We start from the raw sequence: 17,019 nt of genomic DNA on the forward strand, positions 1-17,019 counted from the left end.
CCCAGCCCGGGGCTCTTGCAGCACTTCCCCGCCTCTCCACTGATCACTGATCACTCGGCACTCTGCCTTTCTCCACGCCCCTCCCTGGGCGCAGCCGCAGACCGATCGATGACTGGTGATTCGCCCGCAGATGCCTCCCCCGTACAAAAAAGCAGCCGGAGGCCCCGATGCCTCCGGCTGCCGAACCCTGCCTTAACCCATCAAGGCGTGGTCAATTGGATCCGATAGAACGCCTTGCCAGGAGGCGGTGCGATATCGGTGTAAGTTGCTGTCGCGCCGCCCGCGACAATCGTTCCGCCGAGCTGCGTCCAAACCCCGGTCAGGGTCTCCGAACGCTGCACGATGAAGCTCAGCCCGTTCTGCGCCGGCCAGGTCAGCGTGATCCCAGCCCCGGGCGTCCCGGTCTGGGTCGCCTTGAAGAACTGGCTCCCGTTGTTCGGCCCCAGCCCGAGCAGATACTCGGTCCGGTTGTCGCTGCCATCCTTGTCGGCATCGCTGGCTCCCGTCTGGGCAGTGGTCCCGCCGAAGTTGGTGACCTCATACGCATCCGGCAGGCCGTCGCTATCGCCATCGCCCGGGCCGCCGCCCACGACCTCGTTCGTCACCAGGTACTGGTGCCAGGAATGGGTCGCATTGCCCACCGCGAACACGATCGTCAGATCGCTGTCGTTCGCCGTGAAGTCGAACTTCACATACGCCGCTTGTGGCGCGGCCGACTCGTCCTGGTTGAACAACTGCGCCACGTTGTTGCCATCGCCATTGAAGGTGATGGTCGTGTTGCGGTTGAACGCCAGGCTCCAGTTCCGGTAATAGACCCGGGTGCTGTAGCGCGTCCCCGCGGTCAAGCCACCGAGGGTCACGGTCTGGGTGGAACCGACCACGCTGCCGTTGATGTGGACGAAGTCGTCAAGCATCGCCCCCACGTTGCCGTCCGCAGCGATGGTGACGGAAGGGCCGGGGCCGGTGCCTTGCGGCCAGTCGTTCGCCAAGGACTTCGTCAGGGTGAAGGCTCCGTTGCGGCCACCGGTGTTGTCGATGCTATCCCAGCGGTCGTTATCCGTCCCTGCCGCATCGTTCCCGGTCGGCGGCACGCTCGCCTGATGGAAGCTCACGCCATTGACAGCCACCGCGGCCGTCGTCAGACCGAAGTCGATGGCGTGGGAATAGGTCTTCGCGCTGGAGATGTCCGAGCCCGCGTCCGTTCCCGTGGCGGGCAGCACCACCACCGAAGCCGGCAAGCTCAAGGCCGAGGCGGGATTCGTCCCGATCGTGAACTCCTGCAGGTTGGTGTAGGTGTCGCTGTCGGAATCAAATCCCCCGTCGTTCGTGTTGTCCCCGTCGTTATTGGCATCCAGATCGCCGAAGTAGAGGAGTTCCCATGCATCCTTCAGCGAGTCGCCATCCGTGTCCGGCCAGGAAGCCGCACTGCCGGGGTTCGTCCCGGCGGTCTCTTCCTGCTCGTTGGTCGCCAGATCACCGTCCGCATCGCCGGTCCCGATCTGCGCGAGGTTGGCGAAGTTCGTGAACTCCCAGCTGTCGGACAAGGCGTCGCCATCCCGGTCATCGGGCGTCGAGGCCAGGCCACCCGGGCCGTTCGGGATGCTGTGGCCGTCCTGCTCCTCGGCATTCGTGAAGCCGTCGCCATCCGAATCCACGCTCCCGGTCGTCACGCCGATGCCACCGAAGTTCGCGATCTCCCAGGCATCGAGCAATCCGTCCGGTTCCGAATCGGTCGCCAGCGTGGTCCCGGAGCCGGCGTCATGGAGCGCCTCGCGCTCATCTTCCGTCAGCGCCCCGTGCCAGATCCGCACGTCGTTGTAGCGGGCGTTGGCCACGTTGTCCCCGGCGTAGAACGAATGCCCCAGTGCGTCGATCGTGTCGGCCAGGTTCACGAAGTTGTTGATCGTGTTGAATGATCCCCGCATCACCCCGAGGTCGGAGGCATCCGTCGGTGCCGCGTAGAAGGTCACGCGGTTCAAGCCGCCGGCACCTGCGCCGGGCTCGAAGGTCCACACGATGTGGAACTCGGTATTCAGCGCATACGGCGGCGGTGCGTTCGTGTCCACGCCCTGGGTCAGGTAGTCCCTCCACTCCTGGCGCTGGGCACCATTGTTCGTGCCCACGCTCCAGGACATGTAGGTGCTATCCGTCTCCGCGCTACCGAAGTCGAAGATCCGCGCATAAGTCTGCACCGCCACTTGCGAGGCATACAACTCGATGCTCACCGCCGTCGCCCGCCCGGTGAGCAGGTTCGAACCGAGCTGCACGTAGTCGGAGGTCGCGCTCGCGCCGCCGGTCAGCAGCACGTCGCTGGCACCCGGCGTCACCGCGGCACTCGCGGTCGCCCCGTTCGGATCGACGATCGTCGCCGTGCTGTTGGTCACCCCGGCGATGCCGCTGACGGAGTCGTTGAAGTTGCCGTTGAAGTCCCAGCGGTGGATGAGCTGCGCCTTCACCGGCGTCCAGGCGGCATCCATCGGATGACTCAGGGCCGTGAATTCCTCCATGTCGGTGAAGCCGTCGCTGTCCGAATCCACCGTGCCGTCCTTGGCCGTGATGACGCCGAAGTATTTCACCTCCCAGGCATCGTTGATCAGGTCGAAATCCGAGTCCGGCCAATCGAAGTTGTTGACGGTGCTCGCCCCCTTCACATTGGTGTCGACGTAGAATTCATCGGCATTGGTCGCCAGGTCGCCATCGTAGTCGCCGGCTCCGGTGACCGTCGTGATGTTGGTGAAGTTGGTGACTTCCCAGGAATCCAGCAGCCCGTCGTTGTCCGTATTGAGGTCATCGGCGGCTGCGCTGTTCGGGTTGGTTCCGTTCTGGAACTCCTCGAGGTTGGTCGAGAAATCGCCGTCCAGGTTGAACGGGGTCACCGTCGGCGGAAAGGTGATGGTCCCGGTGGCATCGTCCGGATCGTTCGGGTCGAGACCGTTCGCCGTTTCCCAAAGGTTCGGCATCTGGTCGCCGTCGCTGTCCGTGAAGGAGATCGCCACCCTCACTTCACCCGCCGCAGCGCTGAAGACGTAGTTGTAGCCCAGCACCGGATTGGCCACCGACAGGCCGGCAGTGCCGCCATTCAGCGTGCCCGAATACTTGAAGAGGATGTACGTTCCGGTCCCGGTAAAGTCGTTCGTCGTGCCGTCCTCATAGAGCCGGATGCCGACGTTGCCCAAGGTCAGGCCGGACGGTGTGCTCACCTCGATCGTGTCGTTCGTCCCCGCGAAGCCGGATACGTCGAGATCCACCGTCGAGCCGGTCGGCAGCGACAAGGAGGGAACCGTAAGGATCGAGGGCGAGCCGAGCGGATCGAAGACCTCGAGTCCCGCCCCGGATGCCACCGTCAAGGTGTTGGCAAAAGGCCCGGCAATCCCGAGCTTGCCCTGGCTGACCGCCACCGGGCCGGTAAAGGTTCCGGGCGAGCCCAAGCGGGTGGTCCCGCTGCCGGTGAAGGTCATCCCGCCGCTGGTGTTCGCCGCGAGCGTGGGAGTGCCGGTGACGGCACCGGTGCCCGTGCCGCCAAGCAGGGTGATCAAAGGAGCGCTCGTATAATCGACACCACGGTTGGTGATGGTAATGCCGGTAACAGCGCCGCCGCTGACATTGGCAATCGCGGTGGCACCCGTGCCGCCGCCGCCCGTGATCTGGACGATGGGCGTGTCAATGTAACCGGTGCCGCCGGCGATCACCGGGATGCTGGCGAGTCCGTCGCCCGTGGGAGCGAGCAGGGGCTCGGTCATCGAGACCACAAAGCCGTTGTTGTCGATCGTGCTGTTGCCGTTGACGTAAGCGGTGGTCAGGGCCAGATCCGCCATCAAGGTGCCGGCCGCGGTGGCTTTGAGCGTCCCGCCGTTGAAGTTGAAGCGATAGACGCCGGTAGCGGTGCTGTTCCCCTTCGTAACCGAATTGGTGCCAAGGGTGCCTCCATTCAGGTTGATGTTGCCGGCGAGCGATACGGCGTTGCCCGCGAACTGGGTGTTGCCCAGGGTCACGTTGGCGGAACCGGAGATATTGAGGGTGCCGGTGCCGTTCTCGCCGACGAACGCCCCAAGCGCACTGGTGAAGTTCCCGCCGGAAAGAGTCGCCACACCGATGGAGGCGTTGTTGCCCGCTCCGATGGTGATGCGGTTGGTATTGACCGTGATGGTGCCGCCGGACTGGTTGAGGACACCGCGATTCCCGCTTCCGCCGACGACAAGCCAACTGCCGGAAGTGAAGGTGCCCGCGCTGACACTGAGGGCGCCATAGACACCGGTGCCGGCGGCGGCGATGTCGGCGGCACCTGTCGTCCCGATGGATCCTCCGGTGAGGGCGACGCTCCCGCCTTCGACCGCAAACCGATCCAGATCCGTGCTGCTGGCACCGCTGAGGCCGAGCGAGCCGGTCCCCCGCTTGACGAGTCCGAGCTTCACGGTGGGGGAGAGGTTGAGGATCGCCCCTGAATACACGGTGTTCACGTTCTGGTTGACGAAGAACCATTTACTGTTCGGACCGCCGCTTTCAACCGTCCCGGCCCCGCTCAGACCGCCCACGGTGATATCGCCGGACATCAGGAATCTCCCTGCCTGCACGTCGAGCGTGCCGGTAATGTTGGAGGTGTTGAGCTGATTGTTAAACCACACCGTGCCCGTGCCCGACTTGATGACATTCACTCCCGCGGCCGAGGTGAAGGTGTTGGCGATCACCAGCGGGTTCGTGGAGTTGTTGGTCCAGGTCTGGCTCGCCGCCAGGCTCAGGTTGACACTCTGGCCCGTGGTGCCGGAGCCGATCGTCACCGCTCCGGCGGCGGCATCCACCGTCATGCCTCCTGCTCCCAGGGTTAGGATGCGGTTGGTGCCGCCGGCCTGCAGCAGCGTGGTGCCGGTGTTGTTGAAGCTCAGCCCGCGGGCCGATTGTGCGTTGTTCAGATTGACGGTCGTCGCGCCGTCCACCGGATCGATGTTGAAAATCACATCGTCTGCCGCACCGGGAACGGCGGCGGGGTTGGGTGTCGTGGCACCGGCTGCGGTGGACCAGTTGGCAACAGCGTCCCAACCCGCGGTCGGCCCGTCCCAATAGAGGGTCGCGGCGGAGGCGGAGGAAACGAGCAGGCAGCCGAGCGCGGTTTCGAGCAAGCTGCGGCGGGTATTCGGTATGGTGGGTTTCACTTGGGCGGTCTTGGGGTTTGTCACGGCACCCCGCCCCTCCACCGCCCGGTCGATCAGCCGCCGGAAGATCCCTGCGACAGCTTCCGCCACCTGGGATCATCCACAGCTCGCCTTGGGTTTTGAGGCTGGTTCCGTGTTGACTCCGCGTTTCAGACAATGCCCCCCTCGATCTGCTAGGCTTGGGGTTCGTAGGGCAGCACGCCTTCTCCGCGAATAAACAAACGCTATATCATCCGCCTGAAAGCCGCTTGTATTTACAGGTCCAGTTCGTGTATGATTCTACCATTACCCTTATGGGTGATGCCAGTTTGGCATGCACTCAACTCCATCATTCTAAATAATATACCACACTTCGGATGAACCCGCTCGTTTGCTGATTCACGGGCTTTCATTTTTATAAGCTGTTGCGAATCGGGTTTATTTTTGCGACATTGATGGCGATAAAATACCATTCCACGGGCCCTCCGCCTGTCTTGTGAGCGAGTTGTCGCGCCTCACTCTTGCCTCCCCGGCAGCGCCTCCCAACTTCGCCGCGTAGCGGCCGTGCACTGCAGCAGCCTCCTCTCCTTCATCCGCGTTCATCCGGCTGTTATCCGCGGTTGAAACGTCCGGCCTTGCCTCAGCAAATCTGACAGAGCCTTTTAATGCATGCTCAACCAGAGTGAAAGTGGGTGGAACAACCTCGTCTATCCGCGCGACGGAAGTCGGGGTTTTGAGGCGGAGCGGCGCATGGGTTGAGGTTCTTGTGTTAAGCGAAAAGCATCTTAATGACGAAAGATCGCAATCATTCATGTGGTGGGGGTAACTCATCCATACTCTCCGGAGGGTGCCAGTTAGCGCCCTTCGAGAGAGCTTGAGACATGATGTTGGTTTCACAAATTCCTAGCGTCTTGTCGGTAATTTTGGGGTTTCCCAAAGCCTTTGCCTTCATAGCCCAAAAATATGCCAATCCGTAGTCTCGTTTGCCGTAGGAGAACTGGTTGTATAGAGCAAAGGCTGCATCACCATCACCCGCCTGCGCCTTTTGGGCCTGCGCAGCATATTCTTCATCAGTAATAAAGGGATGCGAAAGGCTGATTCCTCCAATCTTCTCTTCGCCTTTAGCTACAGGGTTTGGAGCTTCCGCCGTTTCGCTTGAGGGGTCTGCCTGTTTGCGCCCATCGCACGAAGAACCACACAACAACAGCATCGCCATCAAATAGTTATTGGTGTTCACATTCTTGGTTAATTGGCAGGCGCTTCCCTGAGGTCAACCCTTGAATTTGAGAAGCCACGCTCAAATAGCCTCGCTCCTCGTTGACACTCAAAGCTCTTTGGATCCCCTTCGACCGCGAATCCCCACATCGCGGGCCGCGCAAACCGCCTCCTCCTCGCCGTGGCACATGCTGCCCTCGTAGAGATCCGGGCAGCAGCCGATCTAGCAGGTGTCCCCTCCGACCAGCGGACGAAACGGTAATAGCGGTCGGCGGGCTTCATGAATCGAAGCTACCGTGTTTCGCCTCGCCCGTTCAACTGCCAGCCTAAGAACTCCACCAACCCTACCCGACAACTTCTTCTCCCTTGCCTTTCAAATTTCGCGCCCTTTCGCGTGATTTCGCGGTTAATTCTCCCGCCGGATCGTCCCTTGCCGCATCGCCTACCGTCCCTGCCTTTCCTCCGCTCCGCGCCCCCTCCGCGTTTCGTTCCCTCCAAATCTCAAAAACTTGGCGTCCTTCGCGTCTTGGCGGTCAAACCTCCCCCGCCTTTCCTGAAAACTGAACACTGAAAACTCGCAAACCCTTCCGCGACCTCTGCGCCTCCGCGGTTCCCCTCCAAACCACATCTGTCGCTCCCCGCTCTTGCGTCCGGCCCCGCGCCTCCTAGCCTCGCCGCGTGGATGACGAGCAGCGGGAGCCGACGCGTCGCGAATGGACCGGCTATTGGAGCTTGATCGTCCAGCAGACGCAGAACGCCTTCAATGAGAAGGCGGCGCAGTTCCTTCTCATCCCGCTCGGCGGCTGGCTGGCGGGCAAGGCCTCGAAGATGGAGTTCATGGCGGGCCTGATGCTCTCCCTTCCCTACATCCTCTTCGCGCCGCTCGCGGGCTGGCTCAGCGACCGCTTTTCGAAGCGGGATGTGGCGCTCGGCTGCGCCATCGTGCAGTTCGGCATCCTCGCCGGGCTCTGCGCGGCGATCATCCACCGCGACTTCAGCCTGGCCATCGTCTGCTTCTGCCTGCTGGCGACCCTCTCGGCCTTCTTTAGCCCGGCCAAGATCGGCATCATCAAGGAACTGGTCGGCTCGAAGCGCCTCGGCTTCGCCGTGGGCGTCCAGCAGATGACCGCGATGCTCGCCGTCATCGGCGGCCAGATCCTGGCGGGCATCACCTTCGACGAACGTCTGCACAGGTCCGGCAGCGGCTGGGAAGCCGCGCACGAGCCGGTGCTGCTGCTGGCCCTGCTGGCGATTCCGCCGATCCTGCTGGCGCTGCTGATCCCACGAACCCCGCGCGGCGAGGCGGAACCGCTCGGCCCCCGCGTGGCGGTCAGCCATTTCCACCAGCTCGGCATGCTCTGGCGCGATCCGCCGCTGCGTCGCGCTTCCTTCGGCATCGCTTTCTTCTGGGGCTTCGCGGCCTTCATCAACCTCTGGTCGATCACCGTCGCCAAGGAGATCACCGGCGGCTCGGAGGGCTTCGGCAGCGTCTCCTCCAAGTTCCTGATCGCGGCCTCGCTGGGCATGGCCGGCGGCTTCGGCACCGCCTCGCTGCTGATGCGGCGGCGCATCGAACTCGGCTGGGTGCCGCTGGCCGGGGTGGCGATGACCGCCTCCACGCTGCTGCTGGCGATCCCGCATCCGGCCAGTACGGCCTTCCTCGTACTTCTGGGGGTGACCGCCTTCTTCGCCGCGATCTTCCTGACTCCGCTCGGTGCCTTCCTCCAGGACCGCTGCCCGCCGGAGCACCGCGGCGAGATCCTGGCCGCCGCGAACCTGCAGGACTGCCTGGCGGGCATCGCGGTGGTGGGTGCGCTGCTGCTGGTGGCCGTGCTGCGGCCGCTCTTCGGCGATCCCTGGTGGCTGGGCATCCACATGCAGCTCATCCCCGCGGCACTGGCCTGCGGCTGGATCACCGTCCACATCGCGCGCCTGATCCCCGCCGAGCTGGTGCGGGTGGTCGGGCTGGCGATCCTGCGCCTCTTTTACAAGATCCGCACCACCGGCGAACTGAACATTCCGGCCAAGGGCGGGGTGCTGCTGCTGCCGAACCACGTGACCTGGGCGGACGCCTTCTTCCTGACCGCCGCCTGCCCGCGGCCGGTGCGCTTCGTGATGGAGCAGGGCTTCATGGGCCAGACCGCGATCCGGATCTTCTGCCAGCTCTTCGACACCGTGCCCATCTCGACTGCCAAGCCGCGCGAGGCGCTCAAGATCTCGGCGGAGGCCCTCAAGCGCGGCGATGTCGTGTGCCTCTTCCCGGAAGGCCAGCTCACCCGCACCGGCACCCTGCGCGAGCTGAAGCGCGGCTTCGAACTGATCGCGCGGCAGGCCGGCTGCCCCTCGATCCCGGTGTGGTCGGACGGGGCCTGGGGCTCGATCTTTTCCTTCGAGGGCAACCGCTTCTTCACCAAGGTCCCGCAGCGCCTGCGCTACGGCATCTCGGTCGGCTTCGGCCCGCCGATCCCGCCGGAGGAGGCTGACACCCAGGTGATCCGCCACGGCATGCTGAACGCCTCCGCACTCGCGCTGGCCTCGCGCGTGAAAGGCATCCCCGCCACCGAGCGCGCGGCCCGCGCCAATGCCCTCCAGATCGCCCACGTCAACGCCCTGCAACGCGGCGGCGACTTCGGCGTGCTGGAGGGCGACCCGCTGCCGGAATCCCTGCCCGGCTTGGCGGAATACCAGGAACTCTTCGGCACGATCCCGCGGCAGGGCTTCTCGGCCGACCCGTCCCGCGACACCTACTGGCTCGGCGGCGAGGCGCTGCGCCGCCACATCGAGCAGGCCCCCCCTTCCCATGGCGGCGTCTTCTTCGACTTCAGCGAGCGCGCCGCCACCCCGCTCGAGCGCAGCGATTGGCGGCACTGCCCCTGCCTCGCCATCGCCGGCGTGGTCGTGGCCATGTCGATGCCCGACCCCGCCGCCCCCCAAGCCGACGGCAAGCCGCAGGCCGGCAGCAAGCCCGGCGCGCTCGGCATCGTCCTGCCCGGCTTCACGGTGGAGGAACGCGACGGCAACTGGCAGGTCAGCGGCCCCGCCGCCCCCGGCGGCCTCCCCCTCCCCTCCGGCTACCGGGTGGACGAGGAAAGCTTCATCGTCCCCGCCTGACCTGACCCGTGCCCCGAAACGGCACCGGGGTGGTGCCCCGGACGGCACGCCACCCGTAGCCCCGAACGGCACGCAAAGGTTATCCCTCTTAAGGGTACCCCCTTACTCTATTCCAATTGTCCCGACAAATTGCCATGGGCCGCAGACTTCCTTGTTGCAGCTAGCGGCTGAGGCGTCAGACTCCGGGAACACGTATTCCATGAAGATCGCCACCTCCATTCCCCGATTCCTCGTTTTGGTTGCTGCCACCACCTTGCTCTCCATGTGCGGGTCGAACTACGGCCGGGCCACCCTGCGGAACGAACCGGATGAGGGCGCAGTCCTCGCGGAACCCGCGAACCGCTCGGGCAGCTCGCCGGAAGGCGGCTCGTCCTCCCCGACCATCGGCCGCACCGCGCTCCCGCCGGAGCAGCCGCGCCGCTGAGGCAAGGGGACGCGGTCCGGGCTTTCCATCCGGGGGTAAATCCCCGAAGTGTGGTGAACCATGCCCTCGACCCGCCGCAGTTTCCTCCGATCGGCCTCGCTCCTGACCTTGGGGGCGAGTGCCCAGACTTCCGTAAGCAAGCCGGCGGGGCTGCGGATCGAGAAGGTGGAGTTCGCGTTCGAGGACTTCAAATACCGCGCGCCCTACAAGTTCGGCGGCACGGCGGTAGACCGGGTGACGCTGCTCAACGTGACCGTGCAGGTCTCCACACCCGCCGGCAAATCGGCCACGGGCTTCGGCTCGATGCCGATGGGCAACGTGTGGGCCTTCCCTTCGAAGACCATGCCCTACGAGACGACGCTCGGGGCGATGCGGGAGCTGGCCAAGCGCATCAACAAGATTACCGGCGACTTCAAGGAGACGGCGCACCCGATCGAGATCAACCACCTGCTGGAGCCGGAATACCTGAAGGCCGCCGCCGGGGTTTCCAAGGAGCTGGCGCTGGCCGAGCCGATCCCGAAGCTCTGCACGCAGGTCACCGCCAGCCCCTTCGATGCGGCGCTGCACGATGCCTTCGGCAAGGCGCTCGGCCTGAATTGCTACCAGACCTACTCGGCGGAGCTGATGGGGCAGGACCTCTCCCGCTACCTCAATGCGGACTTCAAGGGCGAGTCGCTGGAGAAGTATGTGACCGCCAAGCCGCGCGATTGGATCTGGCTCTTCCACTCGGTCGGCGGGCTCGATGCGGTGACACCGGGCGAGCTGAAGGAGCCGCTGAATGACGGCATGCCCGAGACGCTGGGTGATTGGATCAAGCGCGACGGCCTGCAGCGGATCAAGATCAAGCTGCAGGGCGAGAACCTCGAATGGGACATCGCCCGGACCGTGGCGATCGACCGGGTGGCCCGCGAGACCCGGCCCGAGGTGGAGTGGAAGTACTGCTGCGACTTCAACGAGCACTGTCCCAATGTGGACTACCTGCTGGAGTTCCTGCGCAAGGTGAAGGAGCAATCGCCGCAGGGCTTCGAGAGCATCCTCTATCTTGAGCAGCCCACACGCCGCGACCTCCGCGCCGACCGCGGAAACCTGATGCATGAGGCCGCCAAGTTCCGGCCGGTGGTGATCGACGAGTCGCTGACCGATTTGGAGAACCTGATGCTGTCCCGGGAGATGGGCTACACCGGGGCCTGCCTGAAGGCCTGCAAGGGCCAGTCCCACGCCATGCTGATGGCTGCGGCCGGGCAGAAGTACGGGATGTTCCTGTGCGTGCAGGACCTGACCTGTCCGGGGGCTTCGTTCGTTCACTCCGCCGGGATTGCCTCGCACGTTCCGGGGCTCTCGACGATCGAGGGAAATGCCCGGCAGTACGTGCCGGCGGCGAATGCTGCGTGGACCGGGAGGTTCCCGGGGCTGTTCGAGACGAAGGACGGGAAGCTGCTGACGAGGCAGCTGGATCGGGTGGGACTGGGGGCGGTGGGGTGATGGGGGAATCTGAAATCTGAGATTTGAGATTTCAGAGGAAAGGCAGGGGGACGAGGCTACGGGGGCGCGAGACGCACCCCCTCCTTGGCGGAGACTTCTCCGGAGGCGAGGTCGATGGAGACCGGGGAGGCCGAGGGGGTAATGGCGCCGTCCTTGGCGAGGTAGGAAACGCCGGGGCCTTGGCCGGTGATCTTGCCCTCCTCGATATCGAAGATCAGGTACGGTGCCTTTAGTACGACGGTGCCCGTATGGTCGCGGGCTTCGCATTGGCCAAGGAAGACGATCTTGGCGGGAGAGGTGCCGAGCTTGTAGGTGCCGTCGCCGGCCTCGTCCTTGCTTTTGAGAATCTTGGTCTTGGCGCTGACGATCGCCTGGCGGGAGGCGGTGAAGGTCCAGCGGTCGGAAGCAAGGCTCATGGGGCCCGCGACCTTGCCGCAGCCGGTGGCGACGTTCATCTGACTATCGCCGCCCTTGATCTGCCACTGGTCCGCCGCGGCCATGCCGAGACAGGCGCAGGCCGCCAGGATGACTTCAATTGGCGACCGCATGGATCCGGATGAATTGGGTATTCTTGAGATTCGCGCTGATGCCGACGGTGACGATCTCACCTTGGCCATCGCCGACCGGAACGGGCGATCCGACTACGGAAACCTGAGCCTGGGTGTAGTCCCAGGTCGTCGCGTTGTCCGAGACGGCGGCAACGTAGCGAATGTCCGCTGCGCCGATGCGACGCACAAAGGAGACCCGGAAGCTCTTGCCCCCGGGCACCGCTTCGAGCGACGCGACCGGAGTTTGGACGCGGATCGAGGGGTCGGCCGGATCCGAGGCGAAGTAATACTCCTCACCATTGGTGTCACCATCGCCGTCGGCATCGTCGAGGAACTTCGCGAGATGGGGAGGAACCCCGGACTCAAGAAAGCCTTCGATCCAAAGGGAGAATCCCGCGGGGTCGGCAAGGGCGCGGTTCGACTCGAGCAAGCGATCGAAGCGGCCGAGACCCATATTCGGGAGGATGCCATCGAAGGTGGGATCAGGAGCGGTAAGACCCAGGGCACGGTTGCCGCGCAAGGCGGGAAGCAGGGAACGCAAGCTAGCCGAGGACGAATTCCACTGCGTCAGGTCAACGGTCTCGGTGCCGATCTTGACCGGTCCGAGCAGCGCCTTGGCGAGGACTTCGATCCCTTCCATGTGCTGAAGGAGATCATCGCCGCCCTCCAGGAGACCGACCGGCGGGAACATGTGGCTGCCCGCGACGGTCCTTTGCCCGGCGGATTGGATCAAGGCCGCGCAAAGCAGGTTATTGGCATTGGTGATCTTGGTCTTGAACTCGGCGATCGCCGCCGAATTCGCCACTTCAAGGAGCGTGGGGATCTCGGCTACGGCGCGCTCGAGATCGATCTCCCCGTCGCTTTCCAAGTCCACGATGGCATTCAGCGATCCGCCGAGATCGTAGACGGCGAGCAAGTCCAGGAGGGCCTGGACGATATCCACGCTGGCCTTCATGCCGAGGATATCCGCCTCGTCGATGACGTAAGACTGCGAGAGTTTCGCCACGTAGCTCCGGCGGTCGTCGACCGCGACGGAGGCATTGAGGAGGCCGCGAATCTCGGTCAGGCGGGGGCTGAGAAGCGTTCGCAGGGCGGCGATCCGGTCGGTCGCGTTTGCAGCCGCGGAGAACAAGGGCTCGCCCTCGGGAGCCTCAGGCATGATGAGCTTCGGGTGGAAGATATCCGGCCCCTCGTCGGTGATGTTCAGGCTTTGGAGGAATGCGGTGTAGGCAGGTTCCTTTTCCAGCAGGGCGAGCCGTGTGAATGCCCGGAAGGCATTGGCATGGGCGTTCGCCGGTTCGATCGAAAGGGCAGCCGCCAGATGATCGTCGGCGTTGAGCAACGAGGCATCGGTTTCCAAGGCCAGCTCGGCGGAAGCGGCATCGACCCGCTCTGCGACGGTGGAGGGCGCGGAGAAGAACTTCAGCGCGATCGTGCCGGGAACCGGGCTGCCCGATCCGAAGGCGTCCGAGAAGACGTAGGTCACGCCGGCTTCCACCTTCTCGACCAAGGTCACGCGGTAGGCCAAGGTGGCGGCATCGCCATCCAGGGGTGTGACATAGGTGAGTGAATAGGGGAATGCCTCGAATTCGCTGAAGTAGAGGACATTGTCGGTGAAGGGGGTGCTGAGTTCCAGCTTCAGGTAGCCATTGGCCGGGGCGGTCCAAAGCCACTCGTAGTCCAGATCCGGAGCCGAGGGCACCTGAGCCGAGGTGACGCTTCCCAGATCCGGGGAAGCGGAGGGCTCGGGCACGAAGCTCAGGGGCGCAAAGCGGGCGTTCCCGGAGATGGTGACTTCCATGACATCGCCAGCCACCAGAGGCAGGGTCAGGATTTCATTGAGTTCGAGACCTGAAACTTCCCCGCCATTCTTGCGGAGGACGAGGCCGACCGAGGGTTCCTCCTCGGGGTCGAAGAACGATGCGACGGCCAGGCGGTAGCTGCCGCTCTGGGTGACCGTCCAGCGGTACTTCTCCGAATTCGCGGCACCGTGACTTGTCAGGAAGGCGGACAAGGACTCGCGCGGCCCGAAGTCGGTAAGCTTGGCGGTCCCCTCGCGACGCAGGATGAAGCCACCCGGAACCAGCGGTCCGAAGAAGGGATTGAAGACCTCGGTCCATGCGGTGTGACGGAAGTAGAAGGTCTGGCCGGCGGTGGCGGCGAACTTCATCAGGAATTCGTCCTCATCAGGGACCACGGGCGCGCCGAGGTTACCGCCCGAGCTTTGATAGACATCGACCAGATCGCCGGCCTCAAGCCCGATAAGGCGGTAGGTCGCGGTGGCCGGAGCGGTCCAGCGGAACCAGAGGGAACCGGACCGGGCGGACAGCGGGACGGAGTCCTCCGACAACTCGAGCGAGTTCTCGAATTCCTCGAAGGAGGCGACGCGGGGATCCGATTGCCGGAGCAGTTCGGCGGGGTTTCCAAGGTCCGCTGCGAATTCGAAGCGGTCATTGAAGGGGATGGCATGCAGGGAAGCGCATGCGGATACGGCGGCTGCCATCGCGGCAACGCCACGAAACGAGGGGAGTAGAATCATGAGGCTGGGGAGGAGCGTCCGGGCTCGAGTTGGGGAGAAACCAACTCCGGGCAGACGATGGGGTGGATACTGGAGTTATGCTGGAAGAGGTCAAGCTTGGGGCTTGCGAACGGTTGGAAACAAAGCAGCTTGACCGCGGGGTCCGGAGAGGTGCCAAAACGGTGTCACGTTTCGGATTGCGGGACCTCCCGTGTCTGCTAAGTTCAGCGGCATGAAGAAGACGGTGGAAAGGAAGCCGGCCAAGCGCTTGATCCGCATCAATCCGCGCTTTCCCGAAGCGACGGTGGAGCGCTTGAGAGAGGCATCCGCCGTCAAGGGGCAATCGGTCGCGGCATTCATTCTGGACGCCGCTTCACGCGAGGCGGAGCGGGTCCTCGAAGAAGAGAGCCGCTGGATGCTTAGCAGCGAGGAAGCGGCGACGATCCGGCGGATGCTCGCGAAACCGCCCGCCGTCAATGCCGCCGCCAAGAAGGCAGCCAAGGACCTCGCCACACATGTCCGGATACGATCTTGAGCTGCTGTCCGGCGATCATGATCGCCAGGCTTTTTCCTGCGGACGAGACTCGCTTGATCGCTACCTCAAGGAGACGGCTCGCGGGCACCTCACGAAGGGCGTGAGCGTGACCCGGGTGCTCCTCGAACGCGATGCCGTAGTGCCGAAGCGGATTCTCGGTTACTTTACCCTGACCACGACTCTGGCCGAGGCCAAGGACTGGCCGGGGGTCGCCAAGGGGCTGCCGCAAATGCCCGTGCCCGTGGTCCTACTCGGACGCCTCGCCACCGCAGCGGAGTTCCAAGGACGCGGTATCGCCCGACTACTGATCGCCGCTGCCCGTGAGATTGCCGCGGCCTCGCTGCAAGGTACCGGCGGGATCGGCCTGGCAGTGGATGCGGCGGAAGAGGAGGTGGTAGCGCTGTATGAGAAGTATGGATTCAGGCGGGTGGCAGGGAACTCGTTGAGGCTTTTCCTGCCGACGGCTTCTCTTCCGTGATCAAACCAGCCCGAGGCTGGATCGGCATTCGCGACTGCTGCGGCAAGGCGGGGCGAGAGGCGGAGGTTCATGAATCTCAAATTTGAGATTTCAGAGAGGAGGCAGCGGGAGGGCCGGGTGCCAAAAGGCTACGGGGGCGCGAGACGCACCCCCTCCTTGGGCATGCGCACATAGTAGATGTCCCATTCGTCCTCGCTCGTTTTCACGAAGCCGTGGCGCTGGTAGAAGCGGTTCGAGGGGCTATCCCGCAAGGCTCCAAGGTGGACGGGAAGGCGGCTGGCGTCCGATTGGGAAAGCAGATGGGTGATGACTTGAGAGCCAAGGCCGCGGGACTGACTGGAGGGATGGATATAGAGATGGTCGAGGTGGACGCAAGCGGCGGCGGGGCGAAAGGTGTAGAAGCCGATGCGTTCTCCGCCCCACTGCACGAAGCGGGTGTGCTCGGGGTAGAAGGAATTACGCAGGCGCTCGCGGGCCCGATCGGGATCGAAGCGGCCGACGCGCTCGAGGCTATCGCGCATGGCGGCGATGCGGAGGGCGGCGAGTTCGTCGAAGTCGCTTTCGGTGACGCTTGAGTAGGTCAGCGTGGGGGCGCCGTCTTGCAGCTCGCACTCGGTGAGCATCATGCGGGCGACGGCGCGATCGCCGGGGTCACCGGATCGGGAGAGGGCGTCGAAGACTCCTTGGACGTCTGCCGGGGGACGGTTCTGGCCGAGCTTGAATTTGCCCTCGATCCGCGTGATGGGGATTTCAAAGGCGACGATGCCGTGGATGAGCTTGTCGCGGTAGTCCTCAGGGAGGACGCCGGGCCAGGGCTGCGGGAGGGATGACTCGTATTCGGAGACGGTATCCTGGAGGAGCGAGACGACGCGGTCGTGGTCGCGGAAGATTACCGGCACCCCGTAGGCGTGGACGGTGGCGTAGTTCCAGGTGGGCACGGCGGGGCCGGTCTCGTACCAGGAAGGCGAGATGTAGGTGTGCGGGCCGTGGAAGACGGCGAGGACCTCGCTGCCGGAGGCGAAGTGCTGCCACTGGGGATTGGCGCGGGCCATGTGGGACAGCAGCGTGCCGTGGCTGCCTTCCCCGGGGCGAAGAAGCATGGGGAGATGGCTGGCGAAGGGGGCGCTGCCATCGTGGGTGATCAGCGTGGCAAAGGAGTGGCTCCGGATGAAAGCGGCGAGCTTGCCGGGGTCTTCGACGCGAAAGGCGGAGGGAGTGTACATGGTGACCTTGCGGAGGATCTAGCGGTCCCGCGATTCGTGCACAAGGGAGCATGCGGGATCCTCGGTATGGAACCGGTGCCGCAGCTTCGCCGCCGAATCGGTTGGGAACAGCCGTCAGTTCCCCCTGCCGGTCTTTGCCAAGCTGCGCTCACTGTCGTGGCTTTTGCCGGACTCGGTTGGCTCGAAGAGCTCGACTTCGATACCCAGCTTCCGCCCGCCTGGCAGAGGGACCAAGATCGATCGACCCGTCCCGCCGGCCTCCTCCAGGAAGGAGAGTGCCGCGCTTAGAAGATGGTCCTGCAATACCTCGGTTTGAGTCGTAGCCATGGGGAGCTGCTCTAGCAGGAAGCAAACCGACG

11 protein-coding genes are annotated in these 17,019 nt (G+C 64.2%); 5 read left to right on the top strand and 6 right to left on the bottom strand.

Features of this window, described 5'->3' with window-relative positions:
* Positions 1-200: 200 nt before the first annotated feature.
* Together ABWK72_RS13060 and ABWK72_RS13065 are read right to left on the bottom strand one after the other, a co-directional pair.
* Complete coding sequence (locus ABWK72_RS13060) at positions 201-5,237, bottom strand: beta strand repeat-containing protein (RefSeq protein ID WP_367875239.1); 5,037 nt, start codon at positions 5,235-5,237, stop codon at positions 201-203.
* A 694-nt stretch (positions 5,238-5,931) separates the two neighbouring features.
* The gene (locus ABWK72_RS13065) at positions 5,932-6,363 is read right to left on the bottom strand and encodes a hypothetical protein (protein ID WP_367875240.1); all 432 of its coding nucleotides are present in this window, start codon (positions 6,361-6,363) and stop codon (positions 5,932-5,934) included.
* Positions 6,364-7,019: 656 nt separating this feature from the next.
* Between ABWK72_RS13065 and ABWK72_RS13070 the strand changes: the two genes are divergently transcribed.
* From ABWK72_RS13070 to ABWK72_RS13080, 3 genes are all read left to right on the top strand, one after another.
* Entirely contained in the window at positions 7,020-9,452 is a 2,433-nt protein-coding gene (locus tag ABWK72_RS13070; protein WP_367875241.1) for an MFS transporter, read from the top strand.
* A 199-nt stretch (positions 9,453-9,651) separates the two neighbouring features.
* Positions 9,652-9,876 (top strand): hypothetical protein, encoded by a 225-nt coding sequence (locus ABWK72_RS13075; protein ID WP_367875242.1) that lies wholly within the window; start codon positions 9,652-9,654, stop codon positions 9,874-9,876.
* 60 nt (positions 9,877-9,936) lie between these two features.
* Positions 9,937-11,358, top strand: a complete 1,422-nt coding sequence (locus ABWK72_RS13080) for an enolase C-terminal domain-like protein (RefSeq protein ID WP_367875243.1) — start codon at positions 9,937-9,939, stop codon at positions 11,356-11,358.
* Between the two features lie 56 nt (positions 11,359-11,414).
* Here ABWK72_RS13080 and ABWK72_RS13085 read toward each other — a convergent pair whose 3' ends face one another.
* Together ABWK72_RS13085 and ABWK72_RS13090 are read right to left on the bottom strand one after the other, a co-directional pair.
* The gene (locus ABWK72_RS13085; protein WP_367875244.1) at positions 11,415-11,906 is read right to left on the bottom strand and encodes a hypothetical protein; all 492 of its coding nucleotides are present in this window, start codon (positions 11,904-11,906) and stop codon (positions 11,415-11,417) included.
* Positions 11,890-14,445 (bottom strand): hypothetical protein, encoded by a 2,556-nt coding sequence (locus ABWK72_RS13090; RefSeq protein WP_367875245.1) that lies wholly within the window; start codon positions 14,443-14,445, stop codon positions 11,890-11,892. The genes ABWK72_RS13085 and ABWK72_RS13090 overlap by 17 nt, the downstream gene beginning before the upstream one ends.
* A 211-nt stretch (positions 14,446-14,656) precedes the next feature.
* On the opposite strand from ABWK72_RS13090, the gene ABWK72_RS13095 reads away from it, so the two are divergent.
* Positions 14,657-14,959 (top strand): DUF1778 domain-containing protein, encoded by a 303-nt coding sequence (locus tag ABWK72_RS13095; RefSeq protein ID WP_367875246.1) that lies wholly within the window; start codon positions 14,657-14,659, stop codon positions 14,957-14,959.
* Entirely contained in the window at positions 14,940-15,437 is a 498-nt protein-coding gene (locus ABWK72_RS13100) for a GNAT family N-acetyltransferase (protein WP_367875247.1), read from the top strand. Before ABWK72_RS13095 ends, ABWK72_RS13100 begins: the two co-directional genes overlap by 20 nt.
* A gap of 128 nt (positions 15,438-15,565) precedes the next feature.
* Here ABWK72_RS13100 and ABWK72_RS13105 read toward each other — a convergent pair whose 3' ends face one another.
* Positions 15,566-16,660: a GNAT family N-acetyltransferase gene (locus ABWK72_RS13105; protein WP_367875248.1), complete on the bottom strand. Its 1,095-nt coding sequence runs from the start codon at positions 16,658-16,660 to the stop codon at positions 15,566-15,568.
* Positions 16,661-16,774: 114 nt separating this feature from the next.
* Positions 16,775-16,987, bottom strand: coding sequence for a hypothetical protein (locus ABWK72_RS13110; RefSeq protein ID WP_367875249.1), 213 nt, complete (start codon positions 16,985-16,987; stop codon positions 16,775-16,777).
* Positions 16,988-17,019 lie beyond the last annotated feature (32 nt).

The sequence above is a fragment of the Luteolibacter sp. Populi genome (genome assembly GCF_040801775.1).
In the GTDB taxonomy this organism is placed as follows: domain Bacteria; phylum Verrucomicrobiota; class Verrucomicrobiia; order Verrucomicrobiales; family Akkermansiaceae; genus Haloferula.